Annotated in this window: 20 protein-coding genes; 12 read left to right on the top strand and 8 right to left on the bottom strand. The window is 30.8% G+C overall.

Annotated elements, in window-relative coordinates; all coding sequences use genetic code 11:
• Positions 1-24 precede the first annotated feature (24 nt).
• The 5 genes from hemF to hemA are packed head-to-tail and all read right to left on the bottom strand — an operon-like array spanning position 25 to position 4,703.
• On the bottom strand, positions 25-930 hold the full coding sequence (gene hemF / locus AC34EU_RS04225; RefSeq protein ID WP_487533841.1) for an oxygen-dependent coproporphyrinogen oxidase: 906 nt from the start codon (positions 928-930) through the stop codon (positions 25-27).
• Positions 930-1,958, bottom strand: a complete 1,029-nt coding sequence (hemE, locus tag AC34EU_RS04220) for a uroporphyrinogen decarboxylase (protein ID WP_487533840.1) — start codon at positions 1,956-1,958, stop codon at positions 930-932. The genes hemF and hemE overlap by 1 nt, the downstream gene beginning before the upstream one ends.
• On the bottom strand, positions 1,959-2,615 hold the full coding sequence (locus AC34EU_RS04215; protein WP_487533839.1) for a uroporphyrinogen-III synthase: 657 nt from the start codon (positions 2,613-2,615) through the stop codon (positions 1,959-1,961). It abuts the gene before it with no gap.
• Positions 2,615-3,529: a hydroxymethylbilane synthase gene (gene hemC / locus AC34EU_RS04210; RefSeq protein WP_487533838.1), complete on the bottom strand. Its 915-nt coding sequence runs from the start codon at positions 3,527-3,529 to the stop codon at positions 2,615-2,617. The genes AC34EU_RS04215 and hemC overlap by 1 nt, the downstream gene beginning before the upstream one ends.
• Positions 3,516-4,703 (bottom strand): glutamyl-tRNA reductase, encoded by a 1,188-nt coding sequence (gene hemA, locus AC34EU_RS04205; RefSeq protein ID WP_487533837.1) that lies wholly within the window; start codon positions 4,701-4,703, stop codon positions 3,516-3,518. The genes hemC and hemA overlap by 14 nt, the downstream gene beginning before the upstream one ends.
• 190 nt (positions 4,704-4,893) lie before the next feature.
• On the opposite strand from hemA, the gene AC34EU_RS04200 reads away from it, so the two are divergent.
• The 6 genes from AC34EU_RS04200 to AC34EU_RS04175 all read left to right on the top strand — a co-directional run bounded on the left by AC34EU_RS04200 (position 4,894) and on the right by AC34EU_RS04175 (position 13,373).
• Positions 4,894-5,775, top strand: a complete 882-nt coding sequence (locus tag AC34EU_RS04200) for a helix-turn-helix domain-containing protein (RefSeq protein ID WP_489696078.1) — start codon at positions 4,894-4,896, stop codon at positions 5,773-5,775.
• 9 nt (positions 5,776-5,784) lie between these two features.
• On the top strand, positions 5,785-6,816 hold the full coding sequence (gene hemH / locus AC34EU_RS04195) for a ferrochelatase (protein WP_489666582.1): 1,032 nt from the start codon (positions 5,785-5,787) through the stop codon (positions 6,814-6,816).
• Between the two features lies 1 nt (position 6,817).
• Positions 6,818-8,158 carry an MATE family efflux transporter gene (locus tag AC34EU_RS04190; protein WP_487533834.1) on the top strand — a complete coding sequence of 447 codons (1,341 nt, stop codon included), beginning with the start codon at positions 6,818-6,820 and terminating at the stop codon, positions 8,156-8,158.
• A 68-nt stretch (positions 8,159-8,226) separates the two neighbouring features.
• Positions 8,227-11,358: a WD40/YVTN/BNR-like repeat-containing protein gene (locus AC34EU_RS04185; RefSeq protein WP_487533833.1), complete on the top strand. Its 3,132-nt coding sequence runs from the start codon at positions 8,227-8,229 to the stop codon at positions 11,356-11,358.
• A 4-nt stretch (positions 11,359-11,362) separates the two neighbouring features.
• Positions 11,363-11,917 (top strand): CopD family protein, encoded by a 555-nt coding sequence (locus AC34EU_RS04180; RefSeq protein ID WP_487533832.1) that lies wholly within the window; start codon positions 11,363-11,365, stop codon positions 11,915-11,917.
• Positions 11,904-13,373: a sensor histidine kinase gene (locus AC34EU_RS04175; protein WP_487533831.1), complete on the top strand. Its 1,470-nt coding sequence runs from the start codon at positions 11,904-11,906 to the stop codon at positions 13,371-13,373. The genes AC34EU_RS04180 and AC34EU_RS04175 overlap by 14 nt, the downstream gene beginning before the upstream one ends.
• Here AC34EU_RS04175 and AC34EU_RS04170 read toward each other — a convergent pair whose 3' ends face one another.
• Positions 13,374-13,784: a BrxA/BrxB family bacilliredoxin gene (locus AC34EU_RS04170; protein ID WP_487533830.1), complete on the bottom strand. Its 411-nt coding sequence runs from the start codon at positions 13,782-13,784 to the stop codon at positions 13,374-13,376.
• Between the two features lie 71 nt (positions 13,785-13,855).
• Here AC34EU_RS04170 and AC34EU_RS04165 point away from each other — a divergent pair, with 71 nt between their 5' ends.
• From AC34EU_RS04165 to AC34EU_RS04155, 3 genes are read left to right on the top strand one after another with little or no spacing between them, the layout of a single operon-like run.
• Positions 13,856-14,578 (top strand): TerB family tellurite resistance protein, encoded by a 723-nt coding sequence (locus AC34EU_RS04165; RefSeq protein WP_487533829.1) that lies wholly within the window; start codon positions 13,856-13,858, stop codon positions 14,576-14,578.
• Between the two features lie 3 nt (positions 14,579-14,581).
• Positions 14,582-15,160: a HupE/UreJ family protein gene (locus AC34EU_RS04160; RefSeq protein ID WP_487533828.1), complete on the top strand. Its 579-nt coding sequence runs from the start codon at positions 14,582-14,584 to the stop codon at positions 15,158-15,160.
• Between the two features lie 34 nt (positions 15,161-15,194).
• A complete protein-coding gene (locus AC34EU_RS04155) occupies positions 15,195-15,614 on the top strand; it encodes a deoxycytidylate deaminase (RefSeq protein WP_487533827.1) in 420 nt (139 codons plus the stop codon).
• Positions 15,615-15,618: 4 nt separating this feature from the next.
• On the opposite strand, the gene AC34EU_RS04150 is transcribed toward AC34EU_RS04155, so the two are convergent.
• Positions 15,619-15,813: a hypothetical protein gene (locus AC34EU_RS04150; RefSeq protein ID WP_487533826.1), complete on the bottom strand. Its 195-nt coding sequence runs from the start codon at positions 15,811-15,813 to the stop codon at positions 15,619-15,621.
• Between the two features lie 4 nt (positions 15,814-15,817).
• Positions 15,818-16,393: a MarC family protein gene (locus AC34EU_RS04145; RefSeq protein ID WP_487533825.1), complete on the bottom strand. Its 576-nt coding sequence runs from the start codon at positions 16,391-16,393 to the stop codon at positions 15,818-15,820.
• Between the two features lie 83 nt (positions 16,394-16,476).
• Here AC34EU_RS04145 and AC34EU_RS04140 point away from each other — a divergent pair, with 83 nt between their 5' ends.
• The 3 genes from AC34EU_RS04140 (at position 16,477) to AC34EU_RS04130 (ending at position 20,765) form a co-directional block, all read left to right on the top strand.
• Positions 16,477-17,058: a DUF3109 family protein gene (locus AC34EU_RS04140; protein ID WP_487533824.1), complete on the top strand. Its 582-nt coding sequence runs from the start codon at positions 16,477-16,479 to the stop codon at positions 17,056-17,058.
• 210 nt (positions 17,059-17,268) lie between these two features.
• The gene (locus AC34EU_RS04135; RefSeq protein WP_487533823.1) at positions 17,269-18,246 is read left to right on the top strand and encodes a ribonucleotide-diphosphate reductase subunit beta; all 978 of its coding nucleotides are present in this window, start codon (positions 17,269-17,271) and stop codon (positions 18,244-18,246) included.
• Between the two features lie 80 nt (positions 18,247-18,326).
• Positions 18,327-20,765, top strand: a complete 2,439-nt coding sequence (locus AC34EU_RS04130; protein ID WP_489696077.1) for a ribonucleoside-diphosphate reductase subunit alpha — start codon at positions 18,327-18,329, stop codon at positions 20,763-20,765.
• The last annotated feature ends 179 nt before the right edge of the window (positions 20,766-20,944 follow it).

Genomic DNA, 20,944 nt, shown 5'->3' with positions numbered 1-20,944 from the left:
GTTTTTTAAAGGTACAAAAATACATTATGTAGTCCAGTCCCTAGGGTTTTGTAATACTTTGATTAGCCTCTCTTCTTCTGAGTTTTTTTTTGCAATATAATTGTAAACCCATTGAACCTTGGGAGGAAGACTCATCAAAACACTTTCAATTCTCCCATTGGTTTTAAGTCCAAATAGAGTCCCTTTATCATGAACTAAATTAAATTCAACATAGCGACCCCTTCTGATTTCTTGCCAGTTTTTTTGATTTAAACTGTATTTATAATCTTTTCTATTTTTGACAATTGGCAGATATGCTTTTAAAAAACTATTACCTACATCTGTAACAAATGAAAACCAGTCTTCAATTTTATAATTATTGTTTGACTTTAAATAATCAAAAAACAAACCACCAATTCCACGCGACTCATTTCTATGATGATTCCAGAAATATGAGTCACATTTTTCTTTATAAACCTTATACAAATTTGAGGAATGTTTATCACAAACGGATTTACATACTTCATGAAAGTGTTTAGCATCTTCCTCAATTAAATAAAAAGGAGTAAGATCTTGACCTCCTCCAAACCATTGATCTTTTAAATCTCCGTCTGAAGTATAAAGTTCAAAGTATCTATAATTCGCATGAACAGTTGGAATCATGGGGTTTTTTGGATGAAACACTAAACTCAGCCCACAAGCAAAGAATTTTGAATCTTTAACATTAAAGTAACCCTCTAGACTTTTAGGTAAAACCCCGCTTACCGCTGAAGTATTCACTCCAGCTTTTTCAAAAACCTTACCATTCTCCAGAATTCTTGATTTACCTCCACCACCTTCAGGTCTTTTCCAAACATCCTCTTTGAACCTTGCCCCTCCATCAATATCTTCAATGGAAGTTGTTATTTTTTCTTGAAGTTTATGAATATAATCTAGAAAAGCCTTTTTCATTATATATTTTCATATTGTTTTACACTGTCAATGAAAGCTTGAGCATGACTCACAGGAATATTTGGTAAAATTCCATGACCTAGATTAACGATATACCTATCCTTCCCAAACTCATTTATCATCTGTGTTACTTGTTTTTTTATTTCTGGAATAGATGAAAGTAATCTTGAGGGGTCAAAATTACCTTGAAGGGTTATATTTCCACCACTTAAATATCGTGAATTTTGAGCAGAACATGTCCAGTCTACTCCCAGGGCAGATGCTCCAGATTTACTCATTTTACTTAATGCAAACCAGCATCCTTTTCCGAAAACAATAACAGGGCTAATTTTTTTTAATTCTGATATAATTTGCTGTAAATATTGCCAAGAAAATTCATCATAATCCTTAGGCGATAGTAACCCGCCCCATGAATCAAATAATTGAACTGCGTTTACTCCTGAAGCCACCTTTTCTTTTAAGTATAAAATTGTTGTATCAGTTATTTTTTGAAGAAATTCATGAGCTAGCTCAGGATGTTCAAAACAAAATGCTTTTGCTTTATCAAACGTTTTTGAACCCTGACCTTGAATAGCATAGCAAAGAAGTGTCCATGGAGAGCCGGCAAAACCTATTAATGGAATGCTGCTGTTTAATTCTTTTTGAGTCATTTTTATAGCATCTAAAACATACCCTAGTTTTTCATGAATATTTGGAACGACTATATTAGATAAATCTTTTTTATTTTTAACTGGGTTTGGAATCCAGGGACCTACTCCATCCTTCATTTCAACATTAATATTCATTGCCTGTAGAACGACTAAGATGTCACTAAATAAAATAGCCGCATCTGGACCTAACTGATTTATTGGCATTAATGTGATTTCAGTAGCAAGTTCAGGAGTTTGACATCTTGTGAAAAAATCATATTTATTTTTTAATTTCATAAAATCTGGAAGATATCTTCCAGCTTGTCTCATCATCCATACAGGAGGTCTAGAAACAATTTCACCTTTTAGTGCGCGTAAGAAAAGATCATTTTTAAGCATCTATTTTTTAATATGTTTTTTAAGTAATAAAATCAGTGACTTTATTTCAGGTTTTTTTGAAATAAAATAATTATCGGTATGTTTTGCAATTTCTTTTGCAGTAGTGTGACCCCAAGAAAAACATTTTTTTGAATTAAAGGAGTTGTTTAGCGCATAACTTTTTACTGCAGAAGGACTAAAAAACAAAACTCCCTCAAAATTGTCTTCGACTTTTTTTGAAGCTTCTTTTGTTTCGTATACTTCAGATAAAAATAAATTCACATTATTTTTTTTAAATAAATTCTCAGTAATATTCAGTCTTTGTTTTCCGCAAAAATAGTTGAAAGTTTTATTGGAATATTTTTGTATTATCTTATTTGCTAAATCTTTAGCAGAGTTTTCACATTCAACAACATTTAAGCCTAATTCAATTAATCTAATTTTAGTAGTAGTTCCTACACAAAAAAATGGAAGTTTAATTATACTTTTATATTGACTATTTTTTAAAATCGATTTTAAAGCTGTTGAGCTTGTAATGATTACTCCGTACTCAATCTTTGGCCATTGAAAATCAATTATTCTTGTTTTTATCATTGGAGCTTCAAAAGTGTATATTCCACTTTGATATAAAGCTAATTTAATTTTTGAATTTAATTTCTTTGTAGATAATAGATGCATTATAACTTATTTTTTATTGTTTCAATAATGCTCTTACCGCCTTTATTTAAAAACTCTAAGGCTATTTTTTTTCCTAAATAAACAGGGTCTTCATTACAAGAAAACCTGTAATCACTTACAATAGAGTCTTTTCCGGTTAAGCTAAAAAGACCTCCTTTGAAATCAACAAAATCATCATTAATTCTAGCCAGGCCTCCTATAGGGGCAGAACAACCCCCCTCTAATATTTTTAAAAACTCTCTTTCAAGAGTTGTGCAATAAAATGTTTTACAACAATTTATTTGTGATAAAATTTTTTTAATTGATTCATCTTCTTCTAGCGATGTAATTCCAATTGCCCCTTGAGCTGGAGCTGGAATCATCCATTTTAAAACTTCAAATTTTAGATTTATAATTCCGAGACGATCTATTCCTGCTTTTGCTAAAATCACTCCCTTTAAATTTGAGGTTTTTAGTTTTTCTAAACGAGTTTGAATATTTCCTCTAATTACTTCAGTTTCATCTTGCGGATATTTTTTTAACCATTGAGCTCTTCTTCTTAGACTTCCTGTACCAATTTTACCCACATTAATTAATTTAGTTTTATCATCAAATAATAATAGATCATATGGGTTACCTCTTTCTATGGTCGACTTTAAAATAATTCCTTTAGGGAGTTTTGTTGGAACGTCTTTAAGGCTATGTACAGCTATATCAATTTTTTTATTTAAAAGAGCAGTATCAAGTGTTCTTGTAAAAACTCCTTGAATACCAATCGAATAAATAGGCTGATTTAGGTTCATATCGCCTTCACTTTTAATTGGAACAATTGAAGTGTTATATCCTATTTTGTTTAGTTTATCTGCAACAGTTTTTGCTTGCCATAGCGCTAGCTTGCTTTTCCTGGTCCCAATTCGAATATCACGCTTTGACATCTTCTTCTAATTCAATTTCAAAAAGATCTACTAATAAATTCATTGTAGCAGACGCATTTTTAGGATTATCTTTTAGGTAGCTAGCTATTTGACCGGTAAATTTTGATGCTGTTTCTTCTGAGCCTGAAATTGGTTTCTCAAGATGTGTTTTAATTGCATTTAAAAATGGGGCATATTTTCTTTGATACAGCCATGTGTTAAAATCTGAAGCAACCTCATTGATTATCTCTTGGGCCTTACCTATATATTTTTTTCTTTTCATTAGATTCTCATCAGTCATTTTTGACAATTCATCTAAATGAACAAGTGAAACTTGATCGATTTCAATTACTTCAGGAACTACATTTCTTGGTAATGAGAGATCTATAATTAAAAGAGGACTTGAACAGTGGATAAGTTCTTTGTTGATTGTTGGATGCTCAGCTCCAGTAGCAACAATTAAAACATCTGCCTTTCTAATTTCAGTATTAAGTTCACTATGAGGTTTTACTTTAACTTTAAATTTACCTGCAATTTTTTCAGCTCTTTCCTTTGTGCGATTTATTAAAACAATATGATCATTTTTGGTATGTTTAATAAGGTTTTCACAGGTGTTTTTACCAATTTTACCAGCTCCAAATAGAAGAATATTCTTGTCAGAGATGTTTTTAACATTCTTAATAATAAATTGAACAGCTGCATACGAAACTGATGTTGCCCCAGAAGAAATTCTAGTTTCAGTTTTAACACGTTTGCTTGCTTGTATTACATTGTTAATTAGCCTTTCTAAAAATCCATTTGCCATCTCTAATTTTTTTGATTGGTAAAATGATTTCTTTAATTGTCCAATTATTTCAAAATCTCCAAGAATTTGACTTTCAAGACCTGCACCAACTCTGAAAATATGATTAATCGCTTTCTTGCCTTCTAAAGTGTATCCAATTTTATTAAATGTATTTATTTTTCCTTTTGAAAACTTACAAAGTAGCTTGATAAAATCATTTGAATTTTCAGCTAATCCATATAACTCAGTCCTATTACAAGTACTATTTACAAGTAACTCAGAGATACCATTTTTTTTAGCATCATTTAATAATGCTTCGGTAGAATGTAAAGAAAGGCTGAAAGCCTCTCTTACAGAAAGCAAGGCTTTTTTATGACTAACACCTACAGTAAAAAATTTTTTTGAATCCAAACTTGAGTATCTAAACTTTGACGCAAAAGTAATTTTGAGAAAAGTGAAAAAATAACGATAGACGAATTATTAATACCGACTTCGGTTTTTTATTTTATTTTATTTTTATTTTAATTAAATGTATTAATTTTAGGGAGCTTAAAAGATTTTATAATTTAGAACTTATCTAAATAACAACACAATTATTAATATGGAAAACATCGATAAAAGTTCAAAGGAAAACACATTAATAGAACAAGGCTTCATGGTTCTTCGTTATGAAAACGAAAATAAAAAAGTTTTACAAAAAAAAATGTTAATAACTAGAGAATATATTCAATTTCATTTTTGTTTAAAGGGAGCTGGAAAGCTTTTATTCAATAATGGTAATTATGAATTTCAAATTAAAGAAGAACATGCAGTACTTTTATATAACCCAACTCAGGACCTTCCTCTTAACTTAAATTTGGAGCCAAATAGTTGGATTGTAAGTGTTATAATTTCAATTTCTAAATTTCATAGTTTATTTTCTAATGATGCTGATCATATTTTCTTTTTAAATCCAGAAAACAGCAAAAGAAAGTTTTATGATGACAATATTTTCCCCCCTAATATAGCTGTTGTTTTAAGCCAAATTCTTCAAGCTAAAGTTCACGATAGCATGAGGGCCCTTTATTTTAAGGGTAAGGTATACGAATTGCTCAGTCTGTATTTTAATAAAAGTGATGATACTGACCTTGAGCAATGTCCTTTTTTGGTTGACGAAGAAAATGTAAGAAAAATTAGACATGCTAAAGAAATTATTTTAGAAAGAATGTCTGAACCCCCAACTTTACATGAATTATCACAAGAAATTGGTTTAAGTTTAAAGAAATTAAAAGAGGGCTTTAAACAATTATATGGGGATACTGTTTATGGATATTTACTTGAGCATAAAATGACAGAAGCCCAAAGAATGCTAGAGTCAAAAAGTTATAATGTAAATGAAGTTGGACTTAGACTGGGTTATAGTACAGCTAGTCATTTTATAGTTGCCTTTAAAAAGAAATATGGGACAACCCCAAAAAAATATTTAATGTCAGTATCTTCGTAAAAAAAAATAATGAAGGGTGTACTTTTAGTTAATTTGGGCTCTCCTGAAAGTCCAAAAACTAAAGATGTTAGGAGTTATTTAGATCAGTTTTTAATGGACGAAAGAGTAATTGATTTACCTAAATGGCTTAGAACGTTTTTAGTGAAAGGAATCATTTTAAACACGAGGCCAAAAAAATCTGCAGAAGCATATAAAAAAATCTGGTGGAAAGAAGGTTCACCTTTAATTGTTCTTTCTCAAAAATTAAAAGATAAAGTACAAACAAATGTATCTGTACCAATAGTACTTGCAATGCGATATGGAAACCCCTCTATTAAAAGTGGACTTGAATTATTAAATAAAAAAGGGGTCAGTGAAGTTTTAATTGTTCCGCTGTATCCTCAATTTGCTATGGCTACCACCGAAACTATTTTGGTTTTGGCTGAAAAAATAAGAATTAATTTTTTCCCTAAAATGAAATTTACGTCACTACCATCATTTTATGGTCATCCAGACTATATAAGAGTTCTTGGAAATTCTATTCAAGAATCTTTGCAGGGAAAAAATTGGGAACATCTTTTGTTTTCCTATCACGGTGTTCCAGAAAGACATATTCGAAAATCAGATATAACAAAATCACATTGTAAAATTGATGGTAAATGCTGTTTTACAAAATCACCTGCACATCAATATTGTTATAGACATCAATGCGAAATTACTTCTATAAAAGTTGCAGAATATTTAGATTTAAAAAAAGGCACCTACTCTACATCTTTTCAGTCAAGGGTTTCTATAATAGGATCTTGGCTAAAACCTTATACTGATAAGACAGTTTCTTCTTTTGCCAAAAAGGGAACTAAAGAACTTGCAATTGCAACTCCAGCTTTTATTTCAGACTGTTTGGAAACTTTAGAAGAAATCGGAATGGAAGCTGCTGAAGATTTTGAAGAAAAAGGAGGAAAAAAACTTCATGTGATTCCATGTATAAATGATCGTGATGATTGGGTTAAAGTTTTAAGTAGGTGGATTGATGAATGGGCTTTAACTGCTGTTGAAATATAATATGAGAAACAATATATCTGGGCGTTTAGGTACTGACCCGATATTTAGACTACTAATTCGACAGGGAGTCCCTGCATCAATTGGAATCTTAGTTATGTCTTTGAATATCCTAATTGACACTGTTTTTGTTGGCCAATGGATTGGTCCAAATGCAATTGCAGCAATAAATGTTGTATTACCAGTCTCTTTTTTCATTGCAGCTCTTGGAATGGCTATTGGTATTGGCGGAGGTTCAATTATTTCAAGAGCTCTTGGCGATAAAAATATTTCTAAAGCAAATCAAACTTTTGGAAATCAAATTACCCTAACATTTATTGTAACATTATCTCTAGTATTTTTAGGACTATTATTTTTAGAATATTTAATACCTGCATTTGGCGGTAAAGGAGATTTATATGAATTAGCTAAAATATATTATGAAATAGTTCTTTATGGGGTTCCTCTTTTAGGTTTTTGTATGATGGGAAACAACACAATGAGAGCTGAAGGAAAGCCGGAATATGCTATGTATGCAATGATGATACCCTCAATTACTAACTTGTTTTTAGATTATATTTTAATTTTTTATTTAGACTATGGCATGTATGGAGCTGCATGGGCAACTACTATTTCTTATGCTGTTACAGCAATTTATATTTTATATTATTTTACATCTAGTAAATCAGAGTTTAAGCTTAAAATAAATGATTTTTATTTATCATTCTCCTTGGTTAAAGAAATATCTTCTTTAGGCTCAGTTACACTTGCTAGACAAGCAATGGTTAGTGTTGTTGTCTTATTAGTCAATAATATTTTATTTAGTGCAGCAGGAGAAATGACGGTAGCTGTTTATGCTATAATTAGCAGAATGTTAATGTTTGCTCTTTTTCCTGTTATAGGAATAACACAAGGGTTTATTCCAATTGCAGCATTTAATTATGGCGCTAATAATCCTGGTAGAGTTTATGATGTAGTTGTTAAGGCAATTATATTTTCTACTGTTTTAGCGAGTATTGTTTTTGCTCTAATATTTATTTTCTCTGAAGATATCGTTAAAGTCTTTACAAACGATTTGTATATTTTAAACCAAACCCCAATTGCTCTTAGGTGGGTTTTTGCAGCAACTCCAATTATTGGAATTCAATTTATTGGAGCTGCATATTTTCAAGCTATTGGTAAAGCATTACCGGCTTTGCTTTTAACTCTTACACGTCAAGGGTTTTTCTTCATTCCTTTTTTATTTATTTTATCAAATAAAATGGGTGTAATAGGAGTTTGGATTGCATTCCCATTAGGAGAACTAATTTCAACAATAGTTACAGGATACTTTTTATTTAAAAACTTAAAAAAAGATATTATTTAAACGATTATAAATTTTGATTTTGAAGGATCAAAATTTGTTTTGTAATTTGTTCTAATAAAATATAATAAATGAAAAATTTTAGTTATTTAATATTAAGAGGGATTAGTCAGGTTTTTATATTTCTTTTGGTTGCAAATATTTTTGGTCAGAGAAAAAAACAACACTCAAGAACAGTTTCATACAACCCAAGTATACACGAAAGTCTTAAATTTCGAGAAATTGGACCTTTTAGGGGTGGTCGGTCAGCTGCTGTAACTGGTGTTAAAGACAATCCCAATTTATATTATTTTGGAGCAACTGGAGGTGGAGTTTGGAAGACTGAAGATGCAGGTAAAACATATGAAAATATTTCAGATGGATATTTTGGAGGAAGCATAGGCTCTATAGCAATTGCTCCAAATGATTCTAATGTTATATATGTTGGAGGAGGAGAAGTTACAGTTAGAGGAAATGTTTCTTCTGGAAGTGGTATATGGAAATCGGTTGATGCTGGAAAGACATGGAGTTTTTCAGGACTTCCTGAATCAAGACATGTACCAAGAATTGTTATAGATTCAAAAAACTCTAATATAGTCTATGCTGCTGTATTAGGGAATATTTACAAGCCTACAAAAGAAAGGGGAGTTTATAAATCTATTAATGGTGGAAAAACATGGAAGAAAGTATTATTTGTTAATGAGCAATCTGGAGCTGTTGAGTTACAAATGGATCCAAAGAATTCAAGAATTTTATATGCTTCAACTTGGAATTTGAAAAGAACCCCATATAGTCTTGTTAGTGGCGGTCCAGGCTCTTTGTTGTGGAAAAGTACAGATAGCGGAAATACTTGGTCCAAAATATCTGATAATAAAGGTTTTGCTAAAGGTGTGTTGGGAATTATTGGTGTTACAGTATCTCCTGTTAACCCTGAGAGAGTTTTTGCGATTGTTGAAAATAAAGAAAAAGGTGGTGTTTACAGGTCTGACGATGGAGGAAAAACATGGAAATATGTTAACTCAAGTAGAGCTTTAAGACAACGAGCATGGTACTATTCTAAAATTTATGCTGACACTCAAAATCAAGATATTGTTTATATAATGAACGTTTCATATCACAAATCAATTGATGGAGGAAAAACATTTAAGAGTAATAGAGCGCCCCATGGAGATCACCATGATTTATGGATAGCTACAGAAAATAACCAACGAATGATAATTGCTGATGATGGAGGAGCCCAAATTAGCAATAATGGAGGGTTAGATTGGAGTACATATTACAATCAACCAACTGCTCAGTTTTATAGAGTAACTACTGACAATTCATTTCCTTATCGGATATATGTAGCACAGCAGGATAACTCAACCATCAGGGTTAAACATAGATCAGACGGAAGGTTCATTACTGAAGATGACTGGGAGTCAACGGCAGGAGGAGAATCTGCTCATATTGCTGTAGATCCAGAAAATAATGATATAGTTTATGGAGGAAGTTATGGCGGCTTTTTAACCAGAGTTAATCACAAAACAGGAAGTGTAAGGGGTATAAATGTATGGCCAGATAACCCAATGGGGTATGGAGCTGAGGGAATGAAATATAGATTTCAATGGAACTTTCCTATTTTCTTTAGTCATCATAATACTAAAAAATTATTTACATTATCGAATCATGTTCATGTTTCGGAAAATGAAGGTCAGTCATGGAAAATTATAAGCCCAGACCTAACTAGAAACGATCCTAAAAAATTAAAGTCTTCAGGAGGTCCAATTACTCAAGACAATACAGGAGTTGAATACTATAGTACGCTTTTTGCAGCCAGTGAATCAAAACTAAGTGATGGCGAGATTTGGGTCGGTAGTGATGATGGGCTAGTTCATTTAACTAAAAATGGTGGAGATAGTTGGGATGATATAACTCCAATTCAAGCACCTAAGTCACTTATGATAAACAGTATAGAGACAGCATATTTTGTTTCTGGAAAAGCATATATAGCTGGAACTTCATATAAGACAGGTGATTTTAATCCATATCTTTATAAAACAAATGATTATGGGAAATCATGGAAAAAAATAGTAAACGGAATTAAGCCTGAACATTTCACCAGGGTGTTGAGGTCAGATCCTGCTAAAGATGGATTGCTTTATGCTGGAACTGAATCAGGTATTTATATTTCTTATGATGACGGTGATTCTTGGAATTCATTTCAGAAAAACTTACCAATAGTTCCGGTCACTGATATTACAATTAAAGATAATAGCTTAATTGTAGCTACTCAAGGAAGAGGCATTTGGATGATTGATGATTTAACAGTATTACATCAATTAAACTCTGAAAATATAAATGATGAAGTAAACCTATTTTCACCAAAAGACAGTTATAGAACAAGGGGTTACGGCGGGAATACAAGTAAAACTGAAGGGACTAATATTGAAAATGGAGTTATAGTTTATTACAATTTAAAAAATTATGATTCGTCAAAAGATTCCATTTCAATTAGTTTTTCAGATATAGATGGAAAAATAATTAAAACCTTTAGTAATAATGACAAAAATAATAATTTATTAGCTAAAGAAGGAAGCAATAAATTTGTCTGGGATACAAAATATGATGGAGCAGAGGTGTTGGATGGAATGATTTTTTGGTCGGCTTCGTTTTCTGGAGCAAAATCTGTCCCTGGAAAATATAAAGTAACATTAAGTAAAAACGGAATTAAAAGCAGTAAGCCATTTAAAATTTTAATTGATCCTAGATCTGAGGTTGACGCATTAGATATTCAAAAGCAATTAGATTTTGTTAATTCAATTAATAAGACAGTAGATGATGCTCACAAAACAATAAAAGAAATTAGAACAATAAATTCAAAACTAAACGAATTTGAGTCAAACTTTAGTAAATTGAATTTAGTTGCTGATCTTATTTTAAAATCAAAAAGACTTAGAGAGAAATTATCTAATATAGAAAAAACATTATATCAAACCCAAAACCAAAGTAATCAAGATCCACTTAATTTTCCAATTAAGCTCACCAATAAGTTGGGACATTTAAATAGACTTGTTACACTAAATGATTTTCCTCCAACTGATCAGGATAAAGTTGTTAAATTAGAACTTACAGAGAAAGTAGAAACCCAATTAAAAACTTTTAGTTTTTTAATAAAAAATGATGTTAAAGATTTCAACAAAGAGTTTGCAAAACTTGAATTGGATTATTTAAAACTAGATTAATATTTTGATAGAATATTACGATTATTTTAAAGCTTTACATTTGATTTTTATAATCACATGGTTTGCTGGTTTGTTTTACATTCCAAGACTATTTATATATATTATCGAAGCTCAAAAAAAGTCAGAAATTGAAAAAAAAATCCTAACTACTCAGCTTAATATAATGACAAAAAGATTATGGTACATTATTACATGGCCTTCTGCGATTCTTGCCATTTTTTTTGCACTAATTTTGATTTTTCTTGTTCCCATCTGGTTAACTCAGCAGTGGATGGTTGTGAAAATTATTTTTGCAGGATTATTATTAATTTATCATTTCAAAACTCATTCAATGTATGTTGATTTTAAAAATGAAATATATAATTACTCAGGTACTTTTATGCGATTCTGGAATGAGGGAGCTACTTTAATTCTTTTTTCAATAGTTTTTTTAGTGTCAATCAAAAATAGTTTTAATTGGATTTTTGGTGTATTAGGCTTGGTTGGACTGGGTATCCTTTTAGTATTGGGAATACGTTTTTATAAAAATATAAATAATAAAAACGATGCAAATAATTAAAGGTAAAATCTCATTAAGAACACGGCTTTTCTTGGCCATGGTCCTTTTAGTGTTTACAGCTTGTTTAATGATTTTAGGAGCAACATACTTTCAATATGATGCGGAATCTGAATCATACAATCAATTCAGAATGCAAAGAAAAGAAAAACAGTTGCTTTCTCAGATAAATTACTTGGTTTCTAAAAATGATTTGAATGCTCCCTCTCAAGAAAAATGGATGAGTTTTAAAAATGATTTTGAAGCAGTAAGAACTATTCTTAGTGTTGATTATTCTGTTTTTGACTTGGAAGGAAACTCTTTATATATAAATTTTTTACCATTAAAAATTATTGCTAATAACTATAAAATTGACAAACAAACTATTCAAAACATAAAATTAAATAGTTCAAATCGTTTTGTGGAGAATAATATTGATGAAATAGGAAAGTTTCAATCTTCGTATAGATATCTTGTGGATTCATCAGGCTTAGAATATGCAATTTTATTTTTTCCATATTTTGAGGATGTTTCCTTTTCTGAAAACGAATTAAACACCTTTTTACAGAGCCTTTATCAAGTATACCTTTTAATGCTTGTCATATCAATTGGCATTGCTTATTTCATCTCTAAATATGTAACAAGATCCTTAGAGGCCTTGAGGCTTCAAATCAATTCAACTGGATTGCTTAAGCGTAATAAAAGAATTCATCTAAAAAATCCTTCAAGAGAAATTGATAGCTTGGTTAATTCATATAATAAAATGATAGATGACTTAGAAAAAAGCGCTCAGAAGCTTGCTAAAACCGAACGTGAACAGGCTTGGCAAGAAATGGCCAGGCAGGTAGCTCATGAGATTAAAAATCCTTTAACACCCATGAGGCTTTCTATTCAAAATTTTCAAAGAAGATATGATCCTTTAGATGAAAACAACAAGAATAAGATTGAAGAATTTTCTAAATTATTAATTGAGCAAATAGATATAATGAGCAATGTCGCAAGCGCTTTTTCAGATTTTGCAACTCTTCCAAAAGCTCAATTAATTTCATCAGATATTGTAGACGCTACTAAAAAAGCTTTAGAAATATTTAAATATGAGAATATAAGTTTCTCTTCAAATAAAAATAAGATTTTATATCCTTTAGATAGAACTCAGTGGATTCGTGTGATGACAAATCTTATTCAAAATGGATTACAATCTGTTAATTCAAAAAAACAAGCTAAAATAGAAGTCAATTTAAAAGCTGATTCCAACAAAATAATTATATCTGTCAAAGATAATGGTCAAGGGGTTGAACCGAATTTGAAAGAAAAAATATTTGAACCAAAATTCACCACTAAAACTAAAGGTATGGGATTAGGCTTGGGAATAGTAAAAAATATAATTGAATCTCATAAAGGGAAGATAACTTATCAAACAGACAATAAGTTTGGAACTACTTTTATTATAGAGTTGAAATTAAAAAAATATAAAACTTGATTAGCAATATTCATTGTAAGCCGAGACAAGATTGTCTGCGATAACATCTGCAGGTCTTCCTTCAATATGATGTCTTTCGATCATATGGATTAATTTTCCATCTTTAAAAAGAGCAATACTGGGAGAAGACGGTGGGAATGGCACCATATGGGATCTAGCTAAATCTGTGGCTTCATTGTCTACTCCTGCAAAAACAGTAACTAAATTATTAGGTTTTACCTCATTTAATAATGATATACGAACTGCAGGCCTAGCATTCGCAGCCGCACACCCACAGACTGAATTTACAACCACTAAAGTTGTGCCACTTTTTTTTAAAGCATCTTCAACATCAGAAGTAGTTGCTAAATCATCAAAGCCTAATACAGTTAACTCGGCCTTCATAGGCTCATAAATTTCTTTTGGATACATACTATTTTTTTATAAAGATAATAAAGAAACTCTTATTGACATCGTTATATTTGATCTCAAATTTAACTTTTATGATAAAATGGATTTCTGCTTTTATTGGCTTTAGTTATTTTCGTTTTCCAGGAGCAATTTTAGGATTTGTTATTGGTAAACTTTTAGAGAATGTTTTTTATAAGTCAAATTTTAATGGCCAAAACAAATTCACCTATTCTAATAAAAACGTAATGCAGGTTAAATTACTGACACTAGCAGCAATAGTTATCAAAGCTGACGGAAAAGTTGATTCTAAGGAGCTTGAGTATGTTAGACGGTTTTTTATAAGTCATTATGGAAAGCATCAGTCTGATGAGATTTTTAAAATATTTAATAAAGAAATTAAAAATCAAAATCAATCTTTAGAAGAAATAACTAGGTCTTTCTCCCTAAATTCTAGATACGAAACAAGACTTCAGTTAATTCACTTTTTATTTGGTATTGCAAAAGCTGATGGCAGTATATCTAAACCAGAATTAATTAAAATAAGTCAAATAGCTTCAAACTTAAAAATCAACTCTGTCGATTTTGAAAGTATTCAAGCTATGTTTGTTAAAGAAGAAAACAGTGCTTATAAAATACTTGAGATAGGCCCAAAATCATCTATTGAAGACATAAAAAAAGCATACCGTATAATGGTGAAAAAATACCACCCTGATAAACTTCAAACTAAAGATCCTTATCTTTTAAAAGGAGCTGAAGAAAAGTTTATACAAGTCCAGAATGCATACGAGACTTTGAAAAACAAACATAAATTTTGATTAATGCTAGAAACATTTTTATTCTTTCTGGAATTAGGTACCCGTCACGTTCTAGATTTTAATGGATTAGATCATTTTTATTTTTTTATTACCATAGCCTTACCTTTTACTTTTGACAAATGGTTGAAGCTATTAAAATGGGTAACACTTTTTACCTTAGGACATTGTTTAACACTTTTTATAAATTATTATTTTAAACTATCCGTCGACTATTATTGGATTGAAATATTAATTCCTCTAACCATAGTATATAGTTGTGTGGTGCTTTTTTTCAAGAAATATGGAAATTGGAAACAAAATATTTTTAAATATTTCTCACTATTAACTTTTCTTTTTGGCTTAATTCATGGAATGGGATTTGGCAGATATTTTAGTTTAATAGTTCAAGAGGACTCATCATTAATTTCTTTATTAGGGTTTGCTTTTGGCATTGAATTTGCTCAATTGACAATAGTTTCTGCTGTTCTAATTTTCAATGCTTTAATCATAAAATTTTTTAACAATAAATTTAAAATTTGGATCTATGGAGGCTCTTTTATAATTTTAATTTTATCATTAAAAATGGTTTTTGAAAGACTTTAGGTGTTAGATTAAGATTTTTGTAGTTTCGTTAAATATGACAGAAAAAAAACAAAAAACATATGATGAGGCCTATCTAGACATGGCGAATAGATGGGGTAGATTGTCTCATTGTAAAAGAAAGCAAGTTGGGGCTTTGATTGTTAAAGACAGAATGATCATTTCCGATGGATACAATGGGACTCCATCTGGTTTTGAAAATATTTGTGAAGATGAAGAACACTATACAAAATGGTATGTGTTACATGCAGAAGCAAATGCAATTCTTAAAGTTGCCTCATCAACACAGTCATGTAAAGGCTCAACTTTATACATAACACTTTCTCCATGTAAAGAGTGTAGTAAGCTTATACACCAATCGGGAATTGTTAGAGTAGTTTATTCTGTCGAATATAAAGATATTTCTGGTGTTAATTTTTTAAAAAGAGCAGGAGTCCAGGTAGATTTTCTTCCATAAAAAATCATTTTTCTTTTTCTGAAATTTTAACAGAAAGTCTTAAAATAACGATGAGTAAAATTGCACACCCTGATGCTAAAACACCTATTAGTGCAATTGAGTTTTCGTCAAATAATGACTTGTTCCAATCAATTTTATATAAATTAAAAAGCATACTGCTGATTGCTAATACCAAAAACACTAAAATAGATTTTTTCATAATATCAATTAATTATTTGCCCAACATTAGTAGCAAAAAGCTTAACGGCTATTGATAATAGTATTATTCCAAACACTTTTTGGATAACAGCAATCCCTGATTTTCCTAAAATTTTTGACATTAAGTTAGTAGACTTGAGTATTAGATAAACTACTATAATATTACATATTACTGCCATAATTATATTGATAAGTTCAAACTCAGCTCTCAATGAAAGTAAGGTTGTTAAACTTCCAGGCCCAGCAATAATTGGAAATGCAATTGGAACAATTGATGCTGTTTCTGGAACATCATTTTTATATATAGATATTCCCATTATCATCTCTAGCGCAATAAAGAAAATTATTAATGAACCAGCTACAGCAAATGAATTAACATCAATACCGATTAGATTTAAAATATTTTTACCAACAAATAAAAATCCAATCATTATCACACCAGCCACTATCGATGCCTTTTCTGATTGTATATGGCCTACTTTCTCTCTGAGAGAAATAATTATTGGAATGTTTCCAATCATATTAATTACAGCAAAGAGAACAAGACTGGCCGTGAAAATTTCTTTAGAATCAAAATTCATTTTTTTTTTAAAAGTACTCAACTTAATAATATTTGAAAGAGATAATAATAGTTAATTTAGCCTCAAACAATGAAATTTTATAAATGTTTCAGATAGAAAACACTATAGTTTCAGAATCTATTATTTCTGAAGACTTTGTTTGTAATATAGCAAAGTGCAAAGGAGAGTGTTGCGTTGCAGGGTCTGCAGGTGCTCCACTTGAAAAAGAAGAGACTAAAATTTTGGATGATTTAAACGAAAAAATTCTTCCTTTTTTGTCAGATAAGGGTAGAAAGTCATTAATAAAACAAGGGAATTATGTAAAAGGGGATGATGGTGAGTGGGAAACTCCATTAATAGAGGGAAAAGAATGTGCATATACTGTTTTTGATGTTAGAGGTCAAGCTCAATGTGGAATTGAGAAAGCTTATAGTGCTGGAGCTATCAACTGGTATAAGCCAATCTCGTGTCACTTATATCCAATTAGAATTCAAAATTATTCTGAATTTACAGCAGTAAATTATCATGAATGGTCTATTTGTGATTCGGCTTGTAGCTTGGGTTCAGAGCTAAAGGTTCCAGTTTATAAGTTTGTTAAAAACGCATTAATTAGAAAATTTGGAGAATCTTGGTACAGAAAATTATCAGTAACTGCCAAAAAATGGCTTAAGTCGCGCTCTCAGTAAAGAAGGGGTTTAACAGAGAAATTAATTTTTAAAACACTGAAGATCATGTATTTAAAACTTTATTGATTTTTATTCAAAACAAGATTTATCATCCTTTTTGTTAAAAACTAAGCCTCTTTGTGAATAAGTACCCCTTTCAATTGTTATTACATTTTTAAATCTTTGTTAGAAGCAAAAGAAAAGTAAAATTAATTTATTAAAAAGCAGAAAATGACGAAAGCGATTGAACCTATACTCCAAGAAAATGCAAATAGATTTGTAATATTTCCAATTCAACACCATGATATATGGGAATGGTATAAAAAAATGGAGGCTAGTTTCTGGACTGCTGAAGAAATAGATTTAAGTGAAGATCTTGCTGATTGGAATAATAAGCTTTCTGATGATGAAAGGTATTTCGTTAAACATATTTTAGCATTTTTTGCTGCATCTGATGGCATTGTTAATGAAAATTTAGCAGAAAATTTCGTTAATGAGGTACAGTATTCTGAAGCAAAATTTTTCTATGGTTTTCAAATTATGATGGAAAACATTCATTCCGAAACATATTCATTATTAATAGATACCTACGTAAAAGATGAAGTTGAAAAGGATAGATTATTTAAAGCTATTGAAGTATTTCCTGCAATTAAAAAGAAGGCAGACTGGGCTCTTAAATGGATTGATTCTGATTCATTTGCAGAGAGGTTAATTGCTTTTGCTGCAGTTGAAGGTATCTTTTTCTCTGGCGCATTTTGTTCAATTTTTTGGCTAAAGAAAAGAGGTTTGATGCCTGGTTTAGCATTTTCTAATGAACTTATCTCAAGAGATGAAGGAGTACATTGTGATTTTGCAGTTCATCTTCACAACAAGCACCTTGTAAATAAAGTTTCCAAAGAAAGAATTGAAGAAATACTTTTAGACGCACTTAATATTGAGAGAGAATTTGTTACTGAGTCATTACCTGTAAGTCTTATTGGAATGAATGCTAAACTGATGACTCAATATTTAGAGTTTGTAACAGATCGTTTATTGGTTGAGCTCAACTGTGGAAAACAGTTTGACGTTACTAACCCTTTTGATTTTATGGATATGATTTCTTTACAAGGAAAAACTAATTTTTTTGAAAAAAGAGTTTCTGAATATCAAAAAGCAGGTGTTTTAACAAAAGAAGATGATACTAAAATTAGCTTTGACGCTGATTTCTAGTTGTTGTTTTAGAATAATAGATAACTATTTAAGAACCAGTGTAAATGCTTAGCTAAGCACTTAAATAAACATAAAAACAAATGGATGTAGTTAAAAGAAACGGCCGTAAAGAACCTGTAATTTTTGATAAAATTACTTCAAGAATAAGTCAACTTTGTTATGGATTAAACGGATTAGTGGATCCTGTAAGAGTTGCCATGAGAGTAATTGAAGGTCTTTATGATGGTGTAACAACTTCAGAATTAGATAATTTAGCTGCTGAAATTGCTGCAACCATGACTACTACCCACCCGGATTATGCTCAACTGGCAGCTAGAATCTCTGTTTCTAATTTACACAAAAACACAAAAAAGTCATTCAGTGAGACAATGAAAGACTTATATGAATATGTAAATCCTAGAAACAGTAAAAAGGCACCTTTGCTATCTGATGAAGTATATGAAATTATTAATAAAAATGCTGATTTACTAGACTCAAGTCTTTTATACAACAGAGATTTTGACTATGATTATTTCGGTTTTAAAACTTTAGAGCGTTCTTACCTGCTAAAGCTGAGCGGTCAAATAGCAGAACGTCCTCAACATATGCTTATGAGAGTTTCGATTGGTATCCATATGAATGATATTGCTTCTGCTTTAAAGACTTATGATTTGATGTCTAAAAAGTTCTTCACCCACGCTACACCAACTCTTTTTAATTCAGGAACTCCCAAGCCTCAAATGTCTTCTTGTTTTTTATTAAGTATGAAAGAGGATAGTATAGATGGAATTTATGATACTTTAAAAAATACAGCTAAAATCTCTCAGTCAGCTGGAGGAATAGGTCTTTCAATACATAATGTTCGAGCAACTGGATCTTATATTGCTGGAACAAATGGAACTTCAAATGGAATTGTTCCTATGCTAAGAGTATTTGATGGTACAGCTAGATATGTTGACCAAGGAGGAGGTAAAAGAAAAGGCTCTTTTGCTATTTATGTTGAGCCTTGGCATGCTGATATTTTTGACTTTCTTGATTTAAAGAAAAATCATGGAAAAGAAGAAATGCGTGCTCGAGATTTATTCTATGCAATGTGGAACCCAGATTTATTTTTAAAGCGTGTTGAGGATAATGCCAAGTGGACTCTAATGTGTCCAAGTGAATGCCCTGGACTTCATGACTGTCATGGCGAAGAGTTTGACAAACTATATCTGAAATATGAAAAAGAGGGTAAAGGAAGAAAAACTATTAAAGCACGCGAACTATGGGAGAAAATACTTGAATCTCAAATAGAAACAGGAACCCCCTACATGCTATATAAAGATGCGGCTAATAGAAAGTCTAATCAAAAAAACTTAGGTACTATTAGGTCTTCAAATTTATGTACAGAGATTATTGAATACACATCAAGTGACGAAATAGCAGTTTGTAATCTTGCATCTATTGCACTTCCGATGTTCATAAAAGACAACTCATTTGATCATGAAAATCTTTTTGAAGTCACTAAGCATGTTACAAAAAACTTGAATAGAGTTATTGATAGAAATTATTATCCTGTTATAGAAGCTCAAAACTCTAATTTCAGACATAGGCCAATTGGTATAGGTGTTCAAGGTCTTGCAGATGCTTTTATTAAACTTCGCCTACCTTTTACTTGTGAAGAAGCTAAACAATTAAATCAAGAAATATTTGAAACATTATATTTTGCAGCTGTTACTGCTTCAATGGAAGAGGCAAAAAAAGATGGTCCTTATGAAACTTATAAAGGCTCTCCGATTTCAGAAGGTGAGTTTCAATATAACCTTTGGGGTATAAAGGACAAGGAGCTTAGTGGAAGATGGGATTGGGGAAAACTTCGTAAGCAAGTTGCAAAACATGGAGTGCGTAACTCTCTATTAGTAGCTCCAATGCCCACAGCTTCTACATCTCAAATTTTAGGAAATAATGAATGTTTTGAGCCTTACACTTCAAATATTTACACAAGAAGAGTATTGTCTGGAGAATTCATTGTTGTAAATAAACATTTATTAGAAGATCTTGTAGATAGAGGTTTATGGAATGAAGATATGAAACAAGAACTTATGAGAGCTAATGGTTCAATTCAAAATATAGAAGGTATTTCAGATGATTTAAAGGAATTATATAAAACTGTTTGGGAAATGAGTATGAAAGATATTATTGATATGTCTCGTCATAGAGGATATTTCATAGATCAATCACAGTCTTTAAACCTATTCATGGAAGGAGCTACAATGGCTAAATTGACATCAATGCATTTCTATGCATGGAAATCAGGTTTAAAAACAGGAATGTATTATTTAAGGACTAAATCAGCAGTAGATGCAATTAAATTTACTTTGGATAATAAACAGAAAAAAGTAGAAACTGTTAAAGTTGAATTGCCAACAACTGAAGCTACAATATCTGTAGACGGAAAGAACCCTGTTCCTGTTGAACCTTTATCTCCTGAAGAATTGAAACAAATGCTTGCACAATCTAAATCTTCTGAAGATGACGACTGCCTAATGTGTGGTTCATAGCTCACTTTATACATAAAGTGAGCTGATCTTATATGTGATAAACTAATTATAGGCCCAGCTATTCGCTAATTAAACCATTACAAATGCAGTTATAGATTGTTTATTTGTTTGTATGTGTTATAAAACTCTTCGATTAAGTTTACTTTTATTTTATATATATCTTTTGATTTAAGGAGTAT

This window comes from Candidatus Marivariicella framensis (genome assembly GCF_982709265.1).
This window is presented reverse-complemented; position numbering and strand designations above follow the sequence as displayed.